The following is a 22,483-nucleotide window of genomic DNA, read 5'->3' as shown; positions in this document are numbered from 1 at the left end:
CGGGTCGGCGACGACCCGCCCTCGAGCCGGAACACCCGCCCTCGGCGCTGGCGACCGTCCGAGCGTGCAGGCGGCGCTAGCCGACGACGGTGAGGCGCTGCGTCGGCCGGGTCATGGCGACGTAGAGGCTCGCCGCGCCCCGGGCCGCGCCCGTGCGGACGCCCTCGGGGTCGACGAGCACGACGGCGTCGAACTCGAGGCCCTTCGACGTCGCCGGGCTGAGCACCGAGATCGGCTTCGTGAGGGACGCCGTGCCCGGCGCCACCTGCCCCGGGAACAGCGGCTCGAGGCCGGCGACGAGGTCGGCCACGAGGTGCTGCGGCGCGATGACGGCGAGGGTGCCGTCGGCGTCGACCCCGCGGTCGGCGGCGGCCGCCTCGACGGCCGCGGCGACGAGCGCGTCGTGCGCCGCGCCTCCTCGGCTGTCGCCCGTCGCGGCGAGCGCGGGCACCGCGATCTCGCGGACCGGCCACTCGCTCGACCGCACCGACCGGCTGGGCGTGACGGTCAGCCCGTTCGCGACGGCGAGCCGCTCGGCGTGCTCGACGATCTGGCTCGGCGTGCGGTAGTTGACCGTGAGCTCTTCGAGGCGCCAGGGCGCGGTGGTGCCGGCGACGCTCGACCCGCGGCGACGGCCGAGCAGCGCCTCGAGCGCCCGCTGCCACGAGGAGGCGGCGGCCGGGCTCGACGCCTGGGCGATGTCGCCGACGACGGTGAACGAGCGCAGCGGGCACCGGCGCGACAGCAGGCGCCACTGCATGGGCGAGAGCTCTTGCGCCTCGTCGACCACGACGTGCCCGAAGGCCCAGGTGCGGTCGCCCGCGGCCCGCTCGGCTGTGGTCATCGACGCGGCGCGCTCGGCGAAGCCGCCGGCGATCTGCTCGGCCGACACCATGCCCTCGACGCCCATGTTCTCGATGGCGCGCTCGGCGTTCTCGATGTCGCGCTTGCGCTGCTGCTTGCGGGCGAGCTTGTCGGGGTCGACCCCGGCCTGGAACTCGCCCAGCAGCTCGGCCGCCTCGTCGAGCAGCGGCACGTCGGAGATCGTGAACTGCGAGCCGCGGGCGCGCAACAGGAGGGCGCGCTGCTCCGGGGTCCAGCGGGGGGTGAGCGTCGCCAGCCAGTTCGGCCGCGCGAAGAGGTCCTCGACGAGCTTCTCGGCCGAGAGCGGCATCCACGCCGTGTTCAGCAGCACCCGGACGTCGTGCGACTGCCGGATGTCCTCGCGCAGGACGGCCTCGTCGGACTCGTCGACGGTCGTGCCGTGCTCGCGCATCTGCGAGACGAGCAGACGGGTGAGGGCCGAGAGGGCCGCCTTGTTGAAGGTGACGCGGCCGAGGTTGTGCTGCTTGCCCCGCTCCTGCGCACGGCGCAGGGCGTCGCCGACGAGCTCGGCCGGCACGACGAGCCGCTCGCCGTTGACGTCGACGGTCGTGGCCTGGCTGGGCCTGACCTGCCGCGAGCGCACCGCGCGCTTGATCAGCTCGGCCATCTCGGCCGAGCCCTTGAGGGCCGCGACGTCGGGGGCGTCGTCGACCTGCGTCTCGAGGTCGGGGTAGAGGCCGCCGAGGCTGGAGAGCACGACGCCGCTCTCGCCGAGCGACGGGAGCACCTGCTCGATGTAGCGCAGGAACGACCGTGACGGGCCGACGACGAGCACGCCCGAGCCCCGGAGGCGGTCGCGGTGCGAGTAGAGCAGGTACGCGGCGCGGTGCAGCGCGACCGCGGTCTTGCCCGTGCCCGGGCCGCCCTGCACGACGAGCACGCCGTCGAGGGCGGAGCGGATGATCGCGTCCTGCTCGGCCTGGATGGTAGCGACGATGTCGGTCATGCGACCCGTGCGCTGGGCCGTGAGGGCCGCCATCAGGGCGCCCTCGCCCTGCAGCTGGACGTCGTCGCGGTCGAGGAGGTCGGGGTCGAAGACCTCGTCCTCGAGGCGGGTGACCGTGCGGCCGTCGAGGGTCAGGTGACGACGGGCGCGCACGCCCATCGGCGTCGCCGCGGTGGCCTGGTAGAAGGCGCTCGCGCCGGGCACCCGCCAGTCGAGCAGGATCGGGTGGTGCTGCCGGTCGCGCAGGCCGACGCGGCCGATGTAGCGGTGGGCGCTGCCCGTCTCGTCGGGCCGCTCGAGCTCGAGGCGGCCGAACGCGAGGCGCTCGTCGACGGCGCCGAGCTGCGTGATCGTGTCCTCGTAGAGCCGGGCGAAGGCGTCGCGCTCGCTGCGGCTCTGGTGGTTGCCGCCGACGGCCTCCCGCCGGGTGCGCTCGAGCCGCACGCGGGCGTCGGCCTTCAACTCGTCCAGACGCGCGTACAGCGTGGCCACGTAGGCGCGTTCGCGCTCGAGCTCAGATGACACCAGGTTGCTCCACCCCTCGGGAAAAGACGGCACGCCAGTCTACCTGTGCGCCGCCGCGCCCCGGCTCCACGAACGACGACGCCCGCCCCCTCGACGGAGGGGACGGGCGTGTCGGTCGCGGACGCGCGGGGCGTCAGAACTCTTCGTGCGTCTCGGGGTCGCCGTCCCAGAGTCGGCCGCGCTCGAGGCCGCTGATGCGGGCGACCTCGTCGTCGGACAGCTCGAAGTCGAAGACGTCGAGGTTCTCGCGCTGGCGGCCGGGGTCGGCCGACTTCGGCACGGGCACGGCGCCGAGCTGGACGTGCCAGCGCAGCACGACCTGGGTGGGCGTCCTGCCGTGCGCCGCCGCGATCTCGGTGACCACCGCCTCCTGCAGCAGCTCGCTCTGCTTGGCGAGCGGGCTCCAGCTCTCGGTGACGATGCCCATGCGCTCGTGGACCGCCCGCAGCCCCGCCTGGGGGAAGTACGGGTGCAGCTCGATCTGGTTCACCACGGGCACGACGCCGGTCTCGTCGGCGACGCGCTGCAGGTGCTGCTCGGTGAAGTTCGAGACGCCGACGCTGCCGACGAGGCCGTCCTCCTGCAGCTTCACGAACGCGCGGAACGAGTCGACGTACTTGTCGACCCGCGGCAGCGGCCAGTGGATCAGGTACAGGTCGACGAAGTCCAGTCCGAGATTCTTGCGGGTCTCCTCGAAGCTGGCGAGGGTCTCGTCGTAGCCGTGGTGCCGACCGGGCAGCTTCGAGGTCACGACGAGCTCGTCGCGCGGCACGTCGACGCGGCGGACGGCCTCGCCGACGGCCGCCTCGTTGCCGTAGTTGAGGGCGGTGTCGAGGAGGCGGTAGCCGGACTCGATCGCCGTGGCGACCTGGCTCGCGCCCTCGTCGCCGTCCATCCCGTACGTGCCGAGGCCGAGAGCCGGGATGGTCCGGCCGTCGGCGAGGCCGATCGAGGGGGCCGTCATCAGCTGACGCCGAGGAGGTCGATCACGAAGATGAGGGTCTTGCCCGACAGCGGGTGGCCGCCGCCGGCGGGGCCGTAGGCCAGGTGCGGCGGGACGACGAGCTGGCGACGGCCGCCGACCTTCATGCCGGGGATGCCCTCCTGCCAGCCGCGGACGAGCGCCGCGAGGGGGAAGTTGATGGGCTCGCCGCGGCTCCACGACGCGTCGAACTCCTCTCCGGAGTCGAACTCGACGCCGACGTAGTGGACGTTGACGGTCGAGCCGGTGGTGGCCTCGTCGCCGTCGCCGACCGTGATGTCGGTGATCTCGAGCTCGGCGGGAGCGGGAGCGGTGGGGGCGTCGATCTCGGGCTTGGTGCTGGGGTCGTGGGTCATGCCCCCATCCAACCACCGCCTCCTCGCCGCGTCGTCGGCCTCGTCGACCGGGCCGGGTCCGACGGCGCGCGGGACGTGCACATCGCGCATGATGGAGGCTTGTCCACTCCACCGCCCGCCCCCGAGCCGCCCTCGAGCGGCCCCGCGGCGACTCCCCGCCGCCCCGTGTTCGCCGACCTCACGCCCCTGCGTCAGAGCCCCGCCTTCGCCCGCCTGTTCGTCGGCAACACCGTCAGCGGCATCGGCACCCAGCTGACGCTCGTCGCCGTGGGCCTCGAGGTCTACGACATCACCCGCTCGACCTTCGCGGTGGCGCTCGTCGGCGTCGTGTCGCTCGTGCCGATGATCGTCGCCGGGCTCTGGGGCGGCATGCTGGCCGACGCCTTCGACCGGCGCACCGTCGCCCTGGTGGCCGCCGTCTTCGCCTGGATGTCGACGGCCGCCATCGCGCTGCACGCGTGGCTCGGCCTGCACGAGGTGGGCCTGCTCTACGTGCTGACCTGCGTCAACGCGGTCGCGGGCACGATGATCGCGACGTCACGGGCGTCGATCGTGCCGCGCCTCCTGCCGGCCTCGCTGCTGCCCGCCGCGGCGGCGCTCGGCGGCATCGGGACGGGCCTGATGCTCACCGTGGGGCCCGCCCTGGCGGGCGTGCTCGTCGCGGGCATCGGCTTCGCGCCGACCTACACGGTCGACGTCGTGCTCTTCTCGTTCGCCTTCCTCGGCATCGTGACGCTGCCGCCGATCCGGCCGGAGGGCACGGCCCTGCGGCCGGGGCTCGCCTCGCTGATCGAGGGCGTGCAGTTCCTGCGACGGGCCCCCACCGTGCGCACCACCTTCGTCGTCGACGTCATCGCGATGACGTTCGGCCAGCCGCGGGTGCTCTACCCCGTGGTCGGGGCCGTGGTGATCGGAGGAGGCGCGGTGACGGTCGGCGTGCTCACCGCCTCCTACGCCGTGGGCGCGTTGCTCAGCAGCGTCTTCTCGGGCCGGCTCGGCCACGTGCGGCTGCAGGGCCGCGCGGTCGACCGCGCCATCACGGTCTACGGCGTCTGCATCGCGGCCTTCGGCGTCGTGCTCGCCCTGACCGTGCCGCGGGGGGACGGCGGACTGACCGAGGGGCTCGGGCAGGCCGACCTCGTCGCGCTGACCGGCGCGGCGGTCGCCCTGGCGGGGGCCGGGGCCGCCGACAACGTGAGCTCGATCTTCCGCTCGACCATCCTGCAGACGGCCGCCCCCGACCAGATGAGGGGACGCCTGCAGGGCATCTTCATCGTCGTGGTCACGGGCGGGCCGCGCGTCGGCGACCTGTTCGTCGGGCTCGTCGCGGCCGCGGGGGTCGTCTGGCCGCCCCTCCTCGGCGGGGCGCTCATCGTCGTGCTCATCGCGGTGGTGGCCCGGCTCACGCCGGCGTTCCGCACCTACGACGCGCAGCACCCGACGCCCTAGCGGCCGGGAGGCGGGAGCGGCCGGCCCCAGGGGTCGTGCGTCGGCGGGGCCGCCTGCCAGTCGGGCTGCTGCTGACCGGGCCAGCCGGGCTGCTGCACCTGCCCCTGCTGCGGCCACGTCTGCTCGTCCCACGCCTGCTGCGGCACCTGCTGCTGCGGCCACCCGGGCTGCGGCCACCCGGGCTGCTGCCCCGGCTGCTGCTGCGGCCACCCGACGAAGGCGGCGGGCGGGGCCTGAAGCGCGGCCCGGCTCGCGGCGAGCGCGGCGAGCAGGTCGGCCTCGTCGCGACGCGCCCCCTCGTCGTGCCCGCGGCGGCTCTTGACGAGCCGCTGCCGGGTGAAGGCCAGGCGGGTAGCGTCCGACACGAACCGCTTCATGGCGGGCCCGGTGCCGTTGGCGGCCGCCCAGCGTCGTGCCCGCCGACGCCCTGCCCCGGTCGAGAGCATGCCTACCTCGTCGGCGCTGAACCAGCCGACCGCCGCGTACTCAGCGAGGCGCGCGTGCGTGACGCGTCGCTCGTTGCGGCGGAGGAACACGACCAGCAGCACCATGGCGACGAAGATCGGCACCTGCACGAGCAGGTAGTAGACGAAGAAGGCGTCGCCGACGACGACGAGGGCGCCGTTCCACAGCGCGTGCAGGGCGATGGCGGGGACGACGCCGAGCGCGAACCAGCCGACGGCCCCGAGGCGGCCCGTGCGCCGCGCGGCCCAGCCGAGGGCGATGCCGGTGCAGGCCGTGTACATCACGTGGGCGAACGGCGACATGAGCGCCCGGACGACGAACACGAACACGAGCCCGTCGCTGCCGAGCGTCTGGTCGTCGACGACCTGCAGCGCGAAGTACTGGATGTTCTCGACGAAGGCGAAGCCCGCGGCCACGGTGGCGGCGTACACGACGCCGTCGACCGGCCCGTCGAAGTGGCGGCGGAAGATCCACAGGACGAGCAGCACCCCGGCGCCCTTGGCGACCTCCTCGACGACCGGCGCCTGGACGACCGCGCCGAAGACCTCGGCGCCGCCCTCCGCGCCGATGCCCACGAGCCCCTGGACCGACCCGACGACGTAGTCGACGATCAGGGCGGTGCTGATCGACACGGCCGCGCCCCAGAGGAACGCGAAGAGCAGGGCGACGCGCGGCTCGGGCTCCCACCGGTCGACGAGCCAGATGCCGACGACCACGATCCCCAGCGGCACGAAGGCGAGGAGGCTCGCGGCGAGGATGACGGCCGGCGACAGGAAGATCAAGAAGTAGACGACCACCGCGAGGACGAACACCCCGATGACGGTGAAGCCGACCGCCAGGGCCACGCCGCTGGCGACGGGCCGACGCGGCGGCGCCGGCTGCGCGAAGACCGGCTGCACGGGCCACCAGACGGGCTCGGGAGCCCGGGCGGGCTGCCCGAGCGGCGCGATCTGTCGTCCTGGGTCGTCCCACGTCATGCCCACGACGATAGGGCCCCGAGGAGGCGGCGGCCCGCCCCCGAGGAGGACGCGCTCCGCCTGCTCCCCCGTTGTACCCTCGGGGGATGCCTGCGACGCGGTCCCTCCCCGAGAACCCGTCGCTGACCCGGTACGTCGTGATGCGGGTCTGGCACGACTTCCTGAGGCACCGCACGATCGACGCCGCCGCCTCCCTGACGTTCTTCTCGACCCTGGCCATCCTGCCGACGGCGCTGGCGCTGGTCTCGGGCGTGGCCCTGTTCCAGGACGGCGAGGAGGCGGTGACGGACATCCTCGAGGTCGCCCGCTTCGTGCTCAGCCCCGACGCGATCGACACGCTCCGGCGGCCGCTCGAGCAGATGCTCAGCCTGTCGAACCCCGGCGTCGCGTTCGGCATCGGCCTGTGGCTGACGCTCTGGTCGCTGTCGTCGTACACGACCGCCTTCGGCCGGGCGATGAACACCGCCTACGAGGTCGAGGAGGGGCGGCGCATCTGGAAGTTCCGCGGCCACATGATGATCGTCACCTTCGTGCTCATGGTGTCGTTCGCCGTCATCGCCGCGCTGCTGCTCGTCACCCCGACGCTCTTCGTCGGCATCGGCGAGGCGGCCGGCTTCGGCGAGCCCTGGTTCACGCTGTACAACGTGGTCAAGTGGCCGGTCATCGCCGCGCTCGCGGTGTTCGCCGTCGCCATGCTCTACTACTTCACCCCGAACGTGCGGCCGCCGCGGCTGCGCTGGGTGTCGTACGGCGCCATGTTCGCCCTCGTCATCTGGGCCGTCTGCACGCTCGGCTTCGCCCTCTACGTGTCGACCGTCTCGAACTACGACCGCTTCTACGGCTGGCTCGGCGGCGTCGTCGTCGTGCTGCTGTACTCGTACATCAGCAACTTCGTGCTCGTGATCGGCGGCGAGCTCGACAGCGAGGTGCTGCGGATGCGTCAGCTGCGGCGCGGCGTGCAGGCCGAGGAGGTCATCCCCCTGCCGATGCGCGACACGGCGCGGGCCCACATCCTCGCCCGGAACAGCGCGTGGGACGTCCGGGTCGGGCGTGCGCTGCGCGAGCGCGCCCTGCGCGAGAACGGCGGCGTGCTCGAGGCCGACGAGCTGCGCCACCTGCACCTGCGGGGCGACCACCTGCACCTGCGCGTGCGCGAGGAACGCCCCGGCGCCGACGACCGCGAGCGCGACCGCGGCGAGCCGGTCTCGGCCGACTGACGTCGCCCGCCGCGCGACGCCGTCGGCTCAGCCGGCCGTCTCGTCGCCCGGGTTGCGGGCGCCGGTCGTGTTGGCGGCCCGCGCGACGGCGGCGGCGGGGTCGTCGACCTCGATGACGGGGATGGCGCTGGTCACGGCCTCGAGGCCCGACAGGCGGGCGGGCGACAGGACCTTCTGCACCTGCTGCTCGCTCATCAGGCCCGCCGCGACGACGAGCGTCGCGATCGGGGCGTTCGTCGTGAGCGCCGTGTGGGCGATGGCGGCCGCGGCCGCGTAGCCGATGTAGGGCGTGAGGGCGGTGACGCTGCCGACGTTCGTCTCGACCTGCTGCGTGAGGCGGGCGCGGTTCGCCTGGATGCCGTCGACGCAGTTGACCCGCAGCGTGCGGCAGGCGTAGGTCATCCACTGCAGGCTCTGCATCACCGAGTGGGTGATGACGGGCTCGAACGCGTTCAGCTGCAGCTGACCGGCCTCGGCCGCCATGGTGACGGTCACGTCGGCCCCCGCCACCGAGAAGGCGACCTGGTTGACGACCTCGGGGATGACGGGGTTGACCTTGCCGGGCATGATCGACGACCCGGCCTGGCGCGGCGGCAGCGTGATCTCGCCGATGCCGGCCTGCGGCCCCGACGAGAGCAGGCGCAGGTCGTTGCAGATCTTCGAGAGCTTGATGGCGCTGCGCTTGAGCGCGCCGCTCAGCGTCATGAACACGCCCGTGTCGCTGGTCGCCTCGATCAGGTCGGGCGCGGTGACGAGGTCCATGCCCGACAGCTCGCCGAGGTGGCGGCGCACGGCCTCGGCGTACTGGGGGTCGGCCGTGATGCCGGTGCCGATGGCCGTGGCGCCGAGGTTGATCTCGCCGAGCAGGGGCACGACGTCGCGGAGGCGCTGGACGTCCTCGCCGAGGGTGTGGGCGAAGCCGACGAACTCCTGCCCCAGTGTCATCGGCACGGCGTCCTGCAGCTGGGTGCGGCCGACCTTGAGCACGTCGTGGAACTCGGCGCCCTTGGTCGCGAACGCGGTGGCGAGCAGGTCGAGCTCGTCGAGGAGGCGGCGGAGCGTGAGCACCATCCCGATCTTCACCGAGGTCGGGTAGGTGTCGTTGGTGCTCTGGCTGCGGTTGACGTCGTCGATCGGGTGCAGGTGCTCGTACTCGCCCTTGGCGTGGCCCAGCAGCTCGAGGGCGCGGTTGGCGATCACCTCGTTGCTGTTCATGTTCGTGCTCGTGCCCGCGCCTCCCTGGATGACGCCGACCGCGAACTGGTCGTGCAGGGCGCCCTCGCGGATCTCGACGCAGGCCCGCTCGATGGCCTCGGCCTTGTGCCGCTCGAGCACGCCGATCTCGACGTTCGCGCGGGCCGCGGCCTGCTTGACGAGCGCGAGCGCGATCACGAGGTCGGGGTAGACGGAGATGGGGCGCTGGCTGATCGGGAAGTTCTCGAGCGCACGAGCCGTGTGGATGCCCCAGTAGGCGTCGGCGGGCACCTCGCGGCTGCCGAGCGAGTCGGTCTCGGTGCGGGTGCTCGGGCCGGCGGAGCGGCGGCCGCGCGACGCCGCCCGGTCGTCGGGCCGCCCGTCGAGGTCGTCGGTGCCGGCGTCCGGCTGGTCGTCGGTGCGGGAGCTGTCGGTCGTCACGGTGTCGTGCCTCCGTCGTCGTCGTTCGCCGCCGCGGCCTCGTGGGCCACGACGGTGGGCCGTCCCGAGCCTAGCGAGCCGAGGAGGCGCGGTCCCGGTCCCGCAGAGAACCACGACACATGTCGACCACCCTCGAGAACCGTGGGAAGCTTCTCGACGCCGCCCGAGTTGCACACCCTGCACCGACGCGTCGCCGCGCCGTGCCGCCAGGCCACCAGCAGAGAAGACGAATGACCCAGACGACACACGACGACGCCCGCCCCGACGCCCCCGAGGGCGGCCCGTCGCCGCGAGGCTCCTCCTCGCTGACCCCCGCCGAGCGTCGCCGCCTGACGCGCACGCCCGACCCGCGCGTCGTGACGGCGGTGCTCGCCTTCTCCGGCCTCGTCGCCGCGCTCATGCAGATGCTCGTCATCCCGATCGTGCCGTCGTTCCCCGAGCTGCTCGACGCCGACCCCGCCGACACGCCCTGGATCATCACGGCGACCCTGCTCGCCGGCGCCGTCGTCACCCCCATCGCGGGCCGCCTCGGCGACCTCATGGGCAAGCGCCGCATCGTGCTCGCGCTCGTCGTCGTGATGATCGTCGGGTCGGTGATCGCCGCCTCCACCTCCGAGCTCGTGCCGCTCATCGTCGGCCGCGCCCTGCAGGGGACGGCCCTCGGCATCATCCCGCTGGCCATCAGCATCCTCCGCGACACCCTGCCGCCCGAGCGCCTCGGCGGCGCGGTCGCGCTCGTCAGCGCGACCCTCGGCTTCGGCGGCGCCGTCGGCCTGCCGCTCAGCGCCTGGATCTCGGTGACCTTCGACTGGCACGTGCTGTTCTGGACGGCCGCGCTGCTCGGCGCCGTCGTCTTCGCCCTCGTGGCCTGGCTCGTGCCGGCGAGCACCCTGCGCACCGAGGGCCGGTTCGACCTGCCGGGCGCGATCGGCCTGGCCGTCGGGCTCACCGGCGTGCTGCTCGCGGTCTCGAAGGGCAACGACTGGGGCTGGCTCAGCGGCGCGACCCTCGCCTCCGGCCTGGTCGGCCTCGCCGTCCTCGTCCTGTGGGGCGTCTACCAGCTGCGCGTCGCCAGCCCGCTCGTCGACCTGCGCGTCGCCGTGCGCCCGGCCGTGCTGCTGACCAACCTCGCGTCCGTCGCGCTCGGCTTCGCGCTCTTCGGCAGCAACGTGTCGCTGCCGCAGCTGCTCGAGCTGCCGGCCGAGACGGGCGTCGGGCTCGGCCAGACGATCATGGTCGCGTCGCTGTGCCTCGCGCCGTCGGGCGTCGTCATGATGCTCATGGCCCCCGTCGCGGCCCGCGCCACCGCCCGCTTCGGCGCCCGGCTCTGCCTCGTCGTCGGCGGGTCGATCATCGTGCTGAGCTACGCCGTCGCGGCGGTCGCCTTCGACCAGGTCTGGCAGATCGTGCTCGTCTCGGTGTTGATCGGCTTCGGCATCGGGCTCGCGTACGCGGCCATGCCGACGCTCATCATGCACGCCGTGCCGGCGACCGAGACCGCGGCCGCCAACGGCCTCAACACCCTGATGCGCTCGCTCGGCACGACGAGCGCCTCGGCCGTGATCGGCCTGCTGCTCACCGCGAACTCGATGCCGTTCGGCGACGTCTCGGTGCCCACCGAGGCCGGCTTCCGCCTGACGTTCGTGATCGGCGGCGCCGTCGCCCTGCTCAGCGTGCTGCTGGCCCTGGCGATCCCCCGGCGCGAGCCGGAGTACGCGGACGCGGCGCTGCCGACCGGGCCGGTCCGGACCCGCTGACCCGCGCCTCCTCGGCCCTCGCCCTCCCTCGCCCCCTCGCCCTCCCTCGTTCAGGAGGACGCGTCCTGATCCGCGCGACTCAGGACCGGGGAGTCCTGAGTCGTGCACGGGTCAGGACCCGGCGGGGCCGCGTTCCTGAACGACGAGAGGGGACGCCCGACCCGCGCCCCGCCCTCCCTCGTTCAGGAACGTGCGGCCTGATCCGCGCGACTCAGGACGCAGGAGTCCTGGATCGTGCACGGATCAAGACCCGGCGGGGCCGAGTTCCTGAACGACGAGAAGGGACGGCGGACGGTGCGGCGCGGCTCGGCGGCACGGACCGCTCAGCGGATCGGCGGTTCGTGGACGCGGCGGGACCGACCGCTCAGCGGTGCAGTGCCGGGACGATCAGGTAGATCCCGTAGAGCACGCCCAGGCCGCAGACCACGAAGCAGGCCCAGCCCGCGACCGTGCGCACCGTGCTGCGGTCGTCGACCGTGAGGAGGCGGAGGCCCAGCGAGTAGACCGTCACGAGCGCCGCCGCGGAGAACAGCGACACGAGGGCGACGGTGACGAAGGCGGACCAGTCGATGCTCATCGGGTGGGCTCCTCGTCGGTGCGGTCGGTGCGGTCGGTGCGTGCGGACCGGTCGGCGGCGGCGGCAGTCGTCGCGACCGGGGGGTCGTCGATCCGCACGAACGGCGCCTCGATGCCGCCGGCGGGCGTGTCGACGCGCCCGCGCTTCTCGGCGCGGCGCGCGCGGCGGCGGGACAGCACGCTCGTCGCCGCCACGTCGACCTCCATGGCCGACGACTGGTCGTGCGGACGGCGCCGCGAGAGCAGGAAGATGCCGGCGATCACGGCGACGCCCACGATCGCGTCGACGACCAGGCCGGCGGTGCCGAGCGAGGCGACGAAGGCGGCGACGGCCCCGACGGCGGCGCTCGCGGGGAGCGTGATGAACCAGGCGGCGACGATCTTGCCGGCGGTGCTCCACTGGATCTTCGACCCGCGGCGGCCGAGCCCGGCGCCGATGATCGAGCCGCTGGCCACCTGCGTGGTCGAGAGCGCGAAGCCGAGGTGGCTCGAGGCGAGCACGGTGGCCGTGGTCGACGCCTCGGCGGAGAAGCCCTGGGTCGGCTTGACCTCGGTGAGGCCGCCGCCCATGGTCTGGATGATGCGCCAACCGCCGGTGTAGGTGCCGAGCGCGATGGCGAAGGCGCAGACCACGACGACCCAGAGCGGCGGCCCGGAGCCCGCGCCGAGGGCGCCCGAGGCGATGAGGGTCAGCGTGATGACGCCCATCGTCTTCTGCGCGTCGTTCGTGCCGTGCGCGAGCGCGACGAGCGACGAGGTGAAGATCTGCCCGTAACGGAACCCCCCGCGCTCGCTCTTGTCGTCGCGGCGCCGGGTGATCCGGTAGGCGAGCCGGGTGGCCGTGTACCCGACGAGGCCCGCGATGAGCGGCGCCAGCAGGGCGGGCAGCACCACCTTGGACAGCACGACCGAGAAGTCGACCGAGGTGATGCCCGCGCCGACGACCGCGGCCCCGATGAGGCCGCCGAAGAGCGCGTGCGACGAGCTCGAGGGCAGGCCGCGCAGCCAGGTGAACATGTTCCAGACCACGGCGCCGATCAGGCCCGCGAAGATCATCTCGGGCGAGATCTGCACCCCGCCGTCGCCCTCGCGGATGATGCCCCCCGACACCGTCTTGGCGACCTCGGTGCTGAGGAACGCCCCCACGAGGTTGAGCACCGCGGCGACGGTGACGGCGACCTTGGGCTTCATCGCCCCCGTCGCGATCGGGGTCGCCATGGCGTTGGCCGTGTCGTGGAACCCGTTGGTGAAGTCGAAGAAGAGGGCCAGTGCGATGACCAGGACGACGATGAGCGTGAGATCCACCGGGCAACACTCGCACCCCGGTGAACGCCGGTCAACTCGACGGTGCACGGCACGCATCGAGGAGGTGGACGACAGGTGTCCGGGTCCGCCCCGGCGCCGCTCGCCTCAGACGTGCGGCACGAACTCCTGCCAGGCCCGGCGCCGGTCGCCGCGCGGGTCGTCCTCGACGCGGTCGACCGCGTCGATCACGAGCGTGCGCCGCCGCTCGGGCTCGTACGGGGGCCAGTCCGCCACCGTGCCCGTCGTGACGAACTCGACCCACCGGGCGCGCATGCGGTCGGCGGTGCGGAGGAACGCGCGACGCCCGCCGAGCAGGCTCATCGCCCAGCCGAACGGCGTGCCCATCCGGTCGTACAGCGCCCACAGCTCGAGCCCGTGGAACGCGTCGACCCCGGCCACCCGCAGGATGCGCGTGGCGGCGTCGAACCGGTAGAAGCGGACCTCCTGGTGCCGCGAGTGCCGCTCGGCGACCTTGACGGTCGGGAACCAGAAGGCGTAGTCGCCGCCGAAGTCGAGCGCCGCCGGCCGGTCGGGCAGACCCGGGTACAGCCGCTTGATCGCCTTGCGCGACGGCTTGGCCGTCGCGGCGAAGATCGCCCGGATGCGCGGCTTCGTCGTCGCGAGGATGTCGCGCCGCCCGGTGAAGACCGAGCCCTCGCGGTCGTTCGTGCCGATGACGAGCGGGACGGGGTGCGCCCGGCCGGCCTTGAAGGCGTCGAGCGGCCGCTCGGGGAGCACGTCGCCGTCGATGACGGGACAGAAGCAGATCGTGCCGGGCGCCTCGTCCGGGGTGCGCAGCTGCAGCTCGGCCGCCGCCCGCACGATCGAGGCGACCGGCGCCTCCTCGAGCATCCGGGCCGCGTCGTCGAGCGACGTCGACTCGAGGTCGTCGTCGCGGACCTGGTGGCTGAGCAGCTCGAGGTACTCGGCGCCCCACCGCCGGGTCACGGCCGGCAGGTAGACCGCGTTGGTCGGCGAGCTCTGGGCGATCGCCCGGGCGAACAGGCCGCGGGCCGACGGCACGGTCATCAGCGTGGTCACCGCGGCGCCGCCCGAGCTCTCGCCCGAGAGCGTGACCGCGTCGGGGTCGCCGCCGAAGCGGGCGACGTTGTCGCGCACCCACTCCAGGGCCGCCACCTGGTCGCGGAGGCCGAGGTTCGACTCGATCGGCCGCTTGGCCGTCGACCAGTGCGACAGGTCGAGCCAGCCGAGCGCGCCGAGGCGGTAGTTGAGGCTGACGTAGACGATGCCCGACTCGCGGACGAGCGTCTCGCCCTGCCTCGGGTACTCGCGCGACGAGCCGACGCTGTAGGCGCCTCCGTGCACGTAGACGAGCACCGGGAGGCGGTCGCCCGGCCGGGAGCCGCGGGGCGCGACGACGTTGACGGTGAGGCAGTCCTCGTCGAGGGGCGTGCGACGGTCGACGCCCACGAACTGGCCGCGGTCCTGCGGCGCGGCCGGGCCGAAGCGCGCGGCGTCGCGCACGCCCGACCACGGGTCGGGCCGGACGGGGGCGCGGAACCGGCGAGCGCCGGTCGGGGCCGCCGCGTACGGGATGCCCCGCCAGGCGAGCACGCCCCGCCGGTCCGCCCCGCGGACGAGGCCGCCCGTGGTCTCGCGCAGCAGCGGGTCGTCGTCGGGGGCAGCGGTCACGACCCGACTCTACGAGCCGACGGGCCGCGGCACCCCCGCCGGTCGCGCGCCCGACGACCGTCGTTCATCCGGAGTTCTCCGAGGAGGCGCCTGAGAGGATGGTGACCGACTTCACGAACTGCAGATCTGCACCGACGGAACGGAGCCCCCGCCGCATGGAACTCGCCGAGGTGCTGATCATCCTCTCCGGCTCGCTGCTCGTCACCGGCTTCGCCCGCTGGCGGGGGCTGCCGGCCCCGCTGCTCACGGTCGCCGTGGCGCTGGCCGTGTCGTTCCTGCCCGGGGTGCCCGACATCGAGATCGACAGCGAGGTCATCCTCACCGTCGTGCTGCCCCCGCTGCTCTACTCGGCGTCGCTCGACGTGTCGCTGCTGAACTTCCGGGAGAGCCGCGTGCAGATCCAGCGGCTCGGCATCGGCGCCGTCGTCGTCACCGCCTTCGTCGTGGGGGCCGTCGCGTACGTGCTCATCCCCGACATGACCTGGCCCGCCGCCGTGCTCGTCGGCGCGGTCGTCGCGCCGCCCGACGCGGTCTCGGCCGCCGCCATCGGCCGCAAGCTCGGCCTGCCCCGCAAGGTCATGACCGTGCTCTCGGGCGAGAGCCTGATCAACGACGCGGCGTCGCTGACGCTGGTGAAGGTGTTCCTCGCGATCGTGGGGGGCGCCTCCTTGACCCTCTGGCAGGACCTGGGCATCTTCGGCCTCGCGATCGGCGTGGGGGTCGCCGTCGGCCTCGTGCTCGGCTTCGTCGCGCACCGGGTGCGGATGCGCATCGACGACCCCGTGATCGAGAACGTCATCGGCCTGCTGCTGCCCTTCATCGCCTACATCACCGCCGAGGAGCTCAGCGGGTCGGGCGTGCTCGCGGTCGTGGCCGCCGGCCTCTTCGTCGGCTTCAACTCGCCGCGCACCGGCTACGCGACCCGCCTGCAGGAGAGGCCGTTCTGGGCGGCCGCCGACGTGCTGCTCGAGGGCTTCGTCTTCGCGCTCATCGGGCTGCAGCTCCGCACCGTGGTCCAGGAGGTCGCGGCCAGCGACCGGGGGCTCGGCCAGAGCGTCGGGGTGGCCTTCGTCGTGCTCGCGGTCGTCGTGCTGGTGCGGCCCGCGTTCGTGTTCGCCAGCTACTACGCGGCCCGCGTGCTGCGCTACCTGCTGCTGTCGCGCCTCCTGCGGGGCATGCGCCGCGTGCCGGCCCTGCGACGCGTGCGGTACCACCCGCAGCCGCGGCTCAGCTGGCGCCAGCTCAGCGTCATCTCGTGGACGGGCATGCGCGGCGTGGTGACCCTCGCGGCCGTCGTGTCGATCCCGGCCGTGACCGACAGCGGGGTGCCCGTGCCGGCCCGCGACACGATGTTCCTGATCGCGTTCGTCGTGACGGTGGGCACGCTGCTGCTGCAGGGCCTGACGCTGCCGGCGGTCATCCGCTGGCTGGGCGTGCAGGACACGAGCCAGCGCGACCGCGACCTCGCCGCCCAGCTGCGGCTCTTCGCGACGAGCACCGAGGAGACCCTCGCCCACGTCGAGTCGCGACGCGGCGCCTGGACGGCCCAGTACGGCCCCGAGCTGACCGAGCGCGCCGTCCAGGCCGCGACGGCACGGCTGGTGCGCCAGAACGACGCCCTGCAGCGCGGCGCCGTCGAGGACGCCTCGGACCGCACGGTGACGGGCGCCGAGCGCGACCGGCGCCGCGAGGTGCCCCGGGCGGTGAGCCAGATCCGGCGCGAGCTGCTCGACAAGCGACGCGAGGTCGTGCTGCGGGAACGCGACGCCGGCACCCTCGACGAGGAGGTCATGCGCCACGTGCTGCTCGGCATCGACGCCGAGGAGCTCGCGATGGACACCAACGCCATGTCGAGCACCCGCTCGTGACGGCGGCGGTGCCCGTCCGCCCTGGCGCGCGTATCGTGACGACGACCGAGAAGGAGGACGCGTGACGTCGACGAAGCCCGAGCCGGGCCGCTTCCGCCGCCGGTACTCGACCCTGCACCCGTCGCTGCAGCTGATCGGCCTGCAGCTGTGGCTGCCGCTGTTCTTCATCGTCGGCTTCTGCCTCTGCTACATCGCGGCGTTCCACGCGCCGCACCCGCACGACGTGCCCGTCGCGGTCGTGGGGTCGTCGTCGGCCCTGCAGGGCGCGCTCGACGAGGCCCAGCCCGGCGTGTTCGTCGTCGAGGGCGAGACCGACGTCGAGGAGGCGCGCGAGGCCGTGCGCACCGGTCACGTCGCCGTCGCGTGGGACCCGGCCACCTCGACCATCTACAAGGCGAGCGCGCACCAGTACCAGGTGTCGGCGCTCATCCCGGCGATGCTCACGCCGGTGCTCGAGGCAGGAGGCGCCTCCCCGGTCGTCGAGGACCTCGCGCCCCTGCCCGCGTACGACGAGTACGGCACGGTGTCGCTCTACCTCATGCTCGCCTGGTGCATCGGCGGCTACATGGTCGCCATGTTCATCGGCCTCATGGGGGCGCCGCTGCGGCACCGCACCCGCGTCTCGGTGATCGTCGTCGGCGCGCTGCTCATCTCGCTCATCACGAACGTCCTCGCCGGGCCCGTCATCGGGGCGGTGCAGGGGCACCTGGGCGAGCTGGTGCTGCTCGGCTGGGCCTGGATCACCGCCATCGGCCTGACGGTCAACGGCATCAGCTACTTCGCCGGCCGCTTCGTCGCGCTGCCCGCGATGATCGTGTTCGTCTTCTTGTCGATGCCCGCCTCGGGCGGCGCCTACCCCGCCTGGTTCATGCCCCAGCCCTTCGCCTGGCTGAACGCGGTCGTGGTCGGCAGCGGCATCACCGAGATGCTCAAGCGCGTGCTCTACGACGTGGGCCCGGGCTACGGCCGCGGGCTGACGATGCTCGCGAGCTACGCGGTCGCGGGCGTCGTGCTCATGGTCGTCGGCAAGGCCTGGTGGGAGCGTCGGCGCATCCGCCGCATCGTCACCGGCCGGACGACCATGTTCGCGGACGCCCAGAACGCCAACCGCGAGTTCCTCACGAAGGAGCGGGACGACGTGCTCGCCCGGCACGGCCTGGTCGCGACCGACACCGGCAGCATCGACCTCGTGCCGGTCGACGAGCGGCGACGCCTCGAGACCGGGGCGGTCGACCTGCCGGCGGTCGACGGCGACGTGCACGGCGACATGTTCCTCGGCGCGCCGGGCGGCCTCGAGGACACCGACGTCGACACGCGGCCGGTGCGGGTGGTGCCGCGACGGGACGGGCCGACGGCGCGCTGACGGCGCCGGACGACGACGGGCCCGTGTGCACTGCACACGGGCCCGCGTCACGGTCGCCAGGTCGGTCGCCTGGTCAGCGGCTCCCGGCGGCGACCGCAGCCGCCTCGCGCCTGGCGGACAGGGCCTGTTCGGCGGCCCGGTCCGAGTTCGCGTGGCGGACGGCGACGACCGCGAAGCGCGTGAGCACCGCGGCGGTGCCGATCAGGGAGAGCGCGAGGCCCGTGCTCCCCAGCAGGGCGCCGACGACGATCGCGGCAGCGGCGACGGCCCACCCGAGGGCCACCGCCCATAGCGGCGTCGTCAGCGACAGACCGGACCACCGGCGAACGTCACCCGTCGCGCGTGTCGCGCGGATGGTGACCGCCTGGTGTCCGCTCATGTCGCGCTCTCTCCTGATCGTGGTGATCTGTCACCCGAATGACTCGTCTCGACCGACTCTAGGGACGACACCGGCCGAGTGCGTCCCCCTCTTGCGGGGGCACCCGAGCGGGGGCAGAACGCGGCGGAGTCCTCCGTTCTGCGGACCGGGAGGCGGTTCAGGAGGCGGTGAGCGGCCGGTCGGAGACCACCGTCGCGAGGTCGGCGCCGAAGGTGAACTCGTGGGCCACGTGTCCCCCGGCGAGGACCCCGGGCAGCCACCGTCGGGCGTCGTCCCACATGTCCCCCGCGGGCAGGGCGGCCACGTCGTGCCAGGCCGGGACCAGCTCGTCGCTCTCGGCCGGCTCGCCCTGCCAGCGACTCGTCACGAAGACCGACGACCGCTGGCTCCACGACTCGCGGTGCGGGAACAGGTAGAGCAGCTCGCCCCGGGGGTCGAGGTCGGCCGGGTCGACCGTCACGCCCGCCTCCTCGGCCACCTCGCGGACCGCGGCGTCGACCGCCGTCTCGCCGGGCTCGAGCTTGCCGCCGAGCCCGACGTGGTAGCCCGCGCCGAGACCGGTCTTCTTGCGGCCGAGCAGCACCTGGGCGACCCCGTCGTGCTCGCGGAGCAGGTACGTGACGCAGACGCGGTAGGGCATGCGGCCCAGGCTAGCGACGGGCCGGCGGGCGAGGGGCCCGGCCCGCGGGGGACGCGGCGCCCGGGAGCCGCCCGGGGCGCGCCGCGTAGGGTCGTCGTCATGCCCGAGACGCCCGACGCCCCGCTCGGGGGCGTGCCGGAGTTCCGCGGCGCCGGCCGCAGCCTCGAGGTGCTGCGGGCCGAGGCGCACGACGAGCTCGCCGCGCTGGTCGAGCTGCGCTGCCGCGGCGGAGAGGACCCGTGGGACGTCGTGCCGTCGCTCCCCACCGTCGACGAGCAGGTCGTCATCGGCCTGCGCGCCGACGCCCGGGGCGTCGGGGGCGTGCCCGTCGCGGGCGGCCTCGGCACGGACGACGAGCTGCGGTTCCTGCGCGGGGTCGCCCTGTGGCACCCCGAGCTGTCGCGGGCCGTCTGGTCGCTGATGGGGCGCATCGACGCGGCCTCCCGCTGAGCGGCTCGCCGGACCGCACCGGACCGCGGGCGCCCGGGGCCGCACCGGGCCGGGGCCGTCCGGGCCGCCGCGCCCCTCGCCCGTGTCGGGGGTCGCCGCTACCGTGGCCGCATGATCTGGAGCGACGTCCTCACCGTCACCCTCGGCGCGTTCCTCGGCGCGGGGGCGGCCTTCGGCTCGAACCTGCTCGTCCGGCTGCTCGAGTCGCGCCGGGCCGAGGCAGCCGCGCTCAACGAGCTCGTGACCGAGATCCACTTCCGGCGCGTGCTGCGCCGCGTGCGGGCGACGCGCAGCCCCGACGCCGCGGCGAGCGACCCCGACTGGCAGCACGCCCGGCGCTCGATCGGCGCGCTGCGGGGCGTCATCCGCGCGGCCCGTCGGCGCACCCGCCCCCGCAGCACCGCGCTGCCCGTGCTCAACGAGATGACGCTGGCCTGCAACACGTTCCTCGACGACAGCGACGACCAGCCCGACCTCTACCGCCTGCACCTCATGCAGCTGCACGCCCGGCTCAACGCGAGCGTGCGGCGGCTCCGCGACGACCGCCGCGCCATCGCCGACCTCGAGCCCGGCGAGGCCCACCTCTCCCCCACCGTGTCCGGGCTGACGCCGCCGACGCTGCTCGCCGACGACGTGCTGCGACCGGGAGGCGCGGGTAGCGTCGACCGCATGACGACCGACGCGCGCGACGACCGCACCGACCTGCCCGACGACGACCTCGACGGCACGGTCACGCTGCCCGGCGTCCGCTCCGCGGGCGGCGCCGAGAAGGCCGGCACCGCCGACGAGGCGGCCGAGATACGGCGGCAGGAGGCCGCGCCCGGCCCCGCCGACGTCGACGTCGCCTCCGACGAGTACCCCGAGGTGCCCGACCAGGACGGCCTCACGGGCACCGACCGCCGGGTCTGAGGCACGGCGGGCGCGGCTGGCTAGGCTGGCGCGATGGCCTCCCTCACCCCGCCCCGTGCCCCGCAGAAGCCCGTCGTCCGCAGCCACCACGGCCACGACGTCGTCGACGCGTACGAGTGGCTGCGCGACAAGGAGGACCCCGAGGTGATCGCCCACCTCGAGGCCGAGAACGCCTGGACCGCCGAGCAGACCGACCACCTCGCCGGTCTCCGCGAGACGATCTTCGACGAGATCAAGGGCCGGGTCCAGGAGACGGACCTCGGCGTCCCCGTCCGCGAGGGCGCCTGGTGGTACTACTCGCGCACCGCCGAGGGCCAGCAGTACGGCATCCACTGCCGCGCGCCGATCTCGGGGCCGGACGACTGGACTCCCCCGGCGATCGCGGCCGACCGGCCCGCCGACGGCGAGCAGGTGCTGCTCGACGGCAACGTCGAGGCCGACGGCCACGAGTTCTTCTCCCTCGGCAGCTTCGACGTCTCGGCCGACGGCACCCGGCTCGCCTGGGCCGTCGACACCACCGGCGACGAGCGGTACGTGCTGCGCGTCCGCGACCTCGAGACGGGCCGCGACCTCGACGACCGCGTCGAGGACACGGCGCCCGGCGCCGTCTTCGACGCGACCGGCGAGTGGATCTTCTACCCCACGGTCGACGAGGCGTGGCGGCCGGACACGATCTGGCGGCACCGCGTCGGCACGACCGGCGACGACGTCGTCGTCATGACCGAGCCCGACGAGCGCTTCTGGATCGGCGTCGGCCTCACCCGCAGCCGCCAGTACCTGCTCGTCGAGATGGGCTCGAAGATCACGAGCGAGACCTGGCTGCTCGACGCGACCCACCCGACCGGCGAGTTCCGCGTCGTCTGGCCCCGCCGGGAGGGCGTCGAGTACGAGGTGGAGCACGCCGTGGTGGCCGGCAGCGACCGCCTCCTCGTCGTGCACAACGACGGCGCCGAGAACTTCGAGCTCGTCGACGTGCCGGCCGACGACCCGACCTCGACCACCGACCGGCAGGTCGTGCTGCCGCACGACCAGGCCGTCCGCCTCGAGTCGGTCGACGCGTTCGCCGGGCACCTCGTCGTCGAGTACCGCCGTGAGGCGCTGCCCCGGTTCGCCGTGCTGCCCCTCGACGAGGCGGGCATCGGCGCGCCCGTCGAGGTCGCCTTCGACGAGCCGCTCTTCTCGGCGGGGGCCTCGGGCGGCCCCGAGTTCGCCCAGCCGACGGTCCGCTTCGTGCACACCTCGTTCACGACCCCCTCGACCGTCGTCGACCTCGACGTCCGCAACGGCGAGCGCCGCGTGCTCAAGCAGCAGGTCGTGCTCGGCGACTACGACCCGGCCGACTACGAGCAGGCGCGCGAGTGGGCGACCGCCGCCGACGGCACGCGCATCCCCGTCTCGCTCGTCTGGCGCCGGGACGCCGTGTCCGCCGGCGAGCCCGCGCCGCTGCACCTGTACGGCTACGGCTCGTACGAGCACAGCATCGACCCGGGCTTCAGCGTCGCCCGGCTCTCGATGCTCGACCGCGGCGTGGTCTTCGCCGTCGCCCACGTGCGCGGCGGCGGCGAGATGGGCCGTGCCTGGTACGAGCAGGGCAAGACCCTCTCGAAGAAGAACACGTTCACCGACTTCGTCGACGTCGCCGACCACCTGATCGCCGAGGGGCGGACCAGCCCGGAACTGCTCGTCGCCGAGGGCGGCAGCGCCGGCGGGCTGCTCATGGGCGCCGTCGCGAACCTCGCCCCCGACCGCTTCGCGGGCATCGTCGCGGGCGTGCCCTTCGTCGACGCCCTGACGAGCATCCTCGACCCGTCGCTCCCGCTGACCGTCATCGAGTGGGACGAGTGGGGCGACCCCCTGCACGACGCCGAGGTGTACGAGTACATGGCCGGGTACACCCCCTACGAGAACGTGCGCGAGGGCGTGCGCTACCCGCGCATCCTCGCCGTGACGTCGCTCAACGACACCCGGGTGCTCTACGTCGAGCCCGCGAAGTGGACGGCGCGGCTGCGCGACGTCGGCGCCCCCGTGCTGCTGAAGACCGAGATGTCGGCGGGCCACGGCGGCGTGAGCGGCCGGTACGAGTCGTGGCGCGAGCGGGCCTTCGAGCTCGCCTGGCTGCTCGACGTGCTCGGCCGGGCCTGAGCGA

Annotated in this window: 18 protein-coding genes; 8 read left to right on the top strand and 10 right to left on the bottom strand. The window is 73.7% G+C overall.

Annotated elements, in window-relative coordinates; genetic code table 11:
- Nucleotides 1–76: 76 nt before the first annotated feature.
- The 3 genes from FHR78_RS13830 to FHR78_RS13820 all read right to left on the bottom strand — a co-directional run bounded on the left by FHR78_RS13830 (nucleotide 77) and on the right by FHR78_RS13820 (nucleotide 3,694).
- Nucleotides 77–2,359: a HelD family protein gene (locus FHR78_RS13830; protein ID WP_166761197.1), complete on the bottom strand. Its 2,283-nt coding sequence runs from the start codon at nucleotides 2,357–2,359 to the stop codon at nucleotides 77–79.
- A gap of 130 nt (nucleotides 2,360–2,489) precedes the next feature.
- Nucleotides 2,490–3,320 carry an aldo/keto reductase gene (locus FHR78_RS13825; protein ID WP_208393218.1) on the bottom strand — a complete coding sequence of 277 codons (831 nt, stop codon included), beginning with the start codon at nucleotides 3,318–3,320 and terminating at the stop codon, nucleotides 2,490–2,492.
- Complete coding sequence (locus FHR78_RS13820; RefSeq protein WP_166761100.1) at nucleotides 3,320–3,694, bottom strand: FKBP-type peptidyl-prolyl cis-trans isomerase; 375 nt, start codon at nucleotides 3,692–3,694, stop codon at nucleotides 3,320–3,322. Before FHR78_RS13820 ends, FHR78_RS13825 begins: the two co-directional genes overlap by 1 nt.
- Before the next feature lie 99 nt (nucleotides 3,695–3,793).
- Between FHR78_RS13820 and FHR78_RS13815 the strand changes: the two genes are divergently transcribed.
- A complete protein-coding gene (locus FHR78_RS13815; RefSeq protein WP_166761099.1) occupies nucleotides 3,794–5,143 on the top strand; it encodes an MFS transporter in 1,350 nt (449 codons plus the stop codon).
- On the opposite strand, the gene FHR78_RS13810 is transcribed toward FHR78_RS13815, so the two are convergent.
- Nucleotides 5,140–6,585, bottom strand: a complete 1,446-nt coding sequence (locus FHR78_RS13810; RefSeq protein WP_166761098.1) for a PrsW family intramembrane metalloprotease — start codon at nucleotides 6,583–6,585, stop codon at nucleotides 5,140–5,142. The genes FHR78_RS13815 and FHR78_RS13810 overlap by 4 nt on opposite strands.
- A gap of 86 nt (nucleotides 6,586–6,671) precedes the next feature.
- Here FHR78_RS13810 and FHR78_RS13805 point away from each other — a divergent pair, with 86 nt between their 5' ends.
- A complete protein-coding gene (locus FHR78_RS13805; RefSeq protein ID WP_166761097.1) occupies nucleotides 6,672–7,802 on the top strand; it encodes a YihY/virulence factor BrkB family protein in 1,131 nt (376 codons plus the stop codon).
- A gap of 27 nt (nucleotides 7,803–7,829) precedes the next feature.
- Here the strand turns inward: FHR78_RS13805 and FHR78_RS13800 are convergent, their stop codons facing one another.
- Nucleotides 7,830–9,437 carry an aspartate ammonia-lyase gene (locus FHR78_RS13800; RefSeq protein WP_166761096.1) on the bottom strand — a complete coding sequence of 536 codons (1,608 nt, stop codon included), beginning with the start codon at nucleotides 9,435–9,437 and terminating at the stop codon, nucleotides 7,830–7,832.
- A gap of 230 nt (nucleotides 9,438–9,667) precedes the next feature.
- Here FHR78_RS13800 and FHR78_RS13795 point away from each other — a divergent pair, with 230 nt between their 5' ends.
- A complete protein-coding gene (locus tag FHR78_RS13795) occupies nucleotides 9,668–11,194 on the top strand; it encodes an MFS transporter (RefSeq protein WP_166761095.1) in 1,527 nt (508 codons plus the stop codon).
- Between the two features lie 364 nt (nucleotides 11,195–11,558).
- On the opposite strand, the gene FHR78_RS13790 is transcribed toward FHR78_RS13795, so the two are convergent.
- From FHR78_RS13790 to FHR78_RS13780, 3 genes are all read right to left on the bottom strand, one after another.
- Nucleotides 11,559–11,771, bottom strand: a complete 213-nt coding sequence (locus FHR78_RS13790) for a hypothetical protein (RefSeq protein WP_166761094.1) — start codon at nucleotides 11,769–11,771, stop codon at nucleotides 11,559–11,561.
- Nucleotides 11,768–13,075, bottom strand: a complete 1,308-nt coding sequence (locus FHR78_RS13785) for an inorganic phosphate transporter (protein WP_166761093.1) — start codon at nucleotides 13,073–13,075, stop codon at nucleotides 11,768–11,770. Before FHR78_RS13785 ends, FHR78_RS13790 begins: the two co-directional genes overlap by 4 nt.
- Nucleotides 13,076–13,180: 105 nt before the next feature.
- A complete protein-coding gene (locus FHR78_RS13780; RefSeq protein ID WP_166761092.1) occupies nucleotides 13,181–14,728 on the bottom strand; it encodes a carboxylesterase family protein in 1,548 nt (515 codons plus the stop codon).
- A 155-nt stretch (nucleotides 14,729–14,883) separates the two neighbouring features.
- Between FHR78_RS13780 and FHR78_RS13775 the strand changes: the two genes are divergently transcribed.
- Complete coding sequence (locus FHR78_RS13775; RefSeq protein ID WP_166761091.1) at nucleotides 14,884–16,596, top strand: cation:proton antiporter; 1,713 nt, start codon at nucleotides 14,884–14,886, stop codon at nucleotides 16,594–16,596.
- Nucleotides 16,597–16,657: 61 nt separating this feature from the next.
- A complete protein-coding gene (locus FHR78_RS13770; RefSeq protein ID WP_166761090.1) occupies nucleotides 16,658–17,959 on the top strand; it encodes an ABC transporter permease in 1,302 nt (433 codons plus the stop codon).
- A gap of 73 nt (nucleotides 17,960–18,032) precedes the next feature.
- Here FHR78_RS13770 and FHR78_RS13765 read toward each other — a convergent pair whose 3' ends face one another.
- The gene (locus tag FHR78_RS13765; protein ID WP_166761089.1) at nucleotides 18,033–18,338 is read right to left on the bottom strand and encodes a hypothetical protein; all 306 of its coding nucleotides are present in this window, start codon (nucleotides 18,336–18,338) and stop codon (nucleotides 18,033–18,035) included.
- A gap of 157 nt (nucleotides 18,339–18,495) precedes the next feature.
- Nucleotides 18,496–18,978, bottom strand: a complete 483-nt coding sequence (locus tag FHR78_RS13760; RefSeq protein ID WP_166761088.1) for an 8-oxo-dGTP diphosphatase — start codon at nucleotides 18,976–18,978, stop codon at nucleotides 18,496–18,498.
- Between the two features lie 99 nt (nucleotides 18,979–19,077).
- Here FHR78_RS13760 and FHR78_RS13755 point away from each other — a divergent pair, with 99 nt between their 5' ends.
- The 3 genes from FHR78_RS13755 (at nucleotide 19,078) to FHR78_RS13745 (ending at nucleotide 22,479) form a co-directional block, all read left to right on the top strand.
- Entirely contained in the window at nucleotides 19,078–19,428 is a 351-nt protein-coding gene (locus FHR78_RS13755) for a hypothetical protein (protein WP_166761087.1), read from the top strand.
- A 111-nt stretch (nucleotides 19,429–19,539) separates the two neighbouring features.
- The gene (locus FHR78_RS13750) at nucleotides 19,540–20,337 is read left to right on the top strand and encodes a hypothetical protein (RefSeq protein WP_166761086.1); all 798 of its coding nucleotides are present in this window, start codon (nucleotides 19,540–19,542) and stop codon (nucleotides 20,335–20,337) included.
- A 33-nt stretch (nucleotides 20,338–20,370) separates the two neighbouring features.
- A complete protein-coding gene (locus tag FHR78_RS13745; protein ID WP_166761085.1) occupies nucleotides 20,371–22,479 on the top strand; it encodes a S9 family peptidase in 2,109 nt (702 codons plus the stop codon).
- Nucleotides 22,480–22,483 lie beyond the last annotated feature (4 nt).

Source organism: Frigoribacterium faeni (assembly GCF_011761235.1).
Taxonomy (GTDB): domain Bacteria; phylum Actinomycetota; class Actinomycetes; order Actinomycetales; family Microbacteriaceae; genus Frigoribacterium; species Frigoribacterium faeni_A.
Note: the sequence above shows the minus strand (reverse complement) of the source record. Positions and strands in the feature narration are given on the sequence as shown.

Bases quoted from the DNA above. Each gene is read 5' to 3' on its own strand.
- FHR78_RS13825 (WP_208393218.1), bottom strand. From the start codon at position 3,320: ATGACGGCCCCCTCGATCGGCCTCGCCGACGGCCGGACCATCCCGGCT.
- FHR78_RS13820 (WP_166761100.1), bottom strand. From the start codon at position 3,694: ATGACCCACGACCCCAGCACCAAGCCCGAGATCGACGCCCCCACCGCT.
- FHR78_RS13810 (WP_166761098.1), bottom strand. From the start codon at position 6,585: ATGACGTGGGACGACCCAGGACGACAGATCGCGCCGCTCGGGCAGCCC.
- FHR78_RS13805 (WP_166761097.1), top strand. From the start codon at position 6,672: ATGCCTGCGACGCGGTCCCTCCCCGAGAACCCGTCGCTGACCCGGTAC.
- FHR78_RS13795 (WP_166761095.1), top strand. From the start codon at position 9,668: ATGACCCAGACGACACACGACGACGCCCGCCCCGACGCCCCCGAGGGC.
- FHR78_RS13790 (WP_166761094.1), bottom strand. From the start codon at position 11,771: ATGAGCATCGACTGGTCCGCCTTCGTCACCGTCGCCCTCGTGTCGCTG.
- FHR78_RS13775 (WP_166761091.1), top strand. From the start codon at position 14,884: ATGGAACTCGCCGAGGTGCTGATCATCCTCTCCGGCTCGCTGCTCGTC.
- FHR78_RS13765 (WP_166761089.1), bottom strand. From the start codon at position 18,338: ATGAGCGGACACCAGGCGGTCACCATCCGCGCGACACGCGCGACGGGT.
- FHR78_RS13760 (WP_166761088.1), bottom strand. From the start codon at position 18,978: ATGCCCTACCGCGTCTGCGTCACGTACCTGCTCCGCGAGCACGACGGG.
- FHR78_RS13755 (WP_166761087.1), top strand. From the start codon at position 19,078: ATGCCCGAGACGCCCGACGCCCCGCTCGGGGGCGTGCCGGAGTTCCGC.
- FHR78_RS13750 (WP_166761086.1), top strand. From the start codon at position 19,540: ATGATCTGGAGCGACGTCCTCACCGTCACCCTCGGCGCGTTCCTCGGC.
- FHR78_RS13745 (WP_166761085.1), top strand. From the start codon at position 20,371: ATGGCCTCCCTCACCCCGCCCCGTGCCCCGCAGAAGCCCGTCGTCCGC.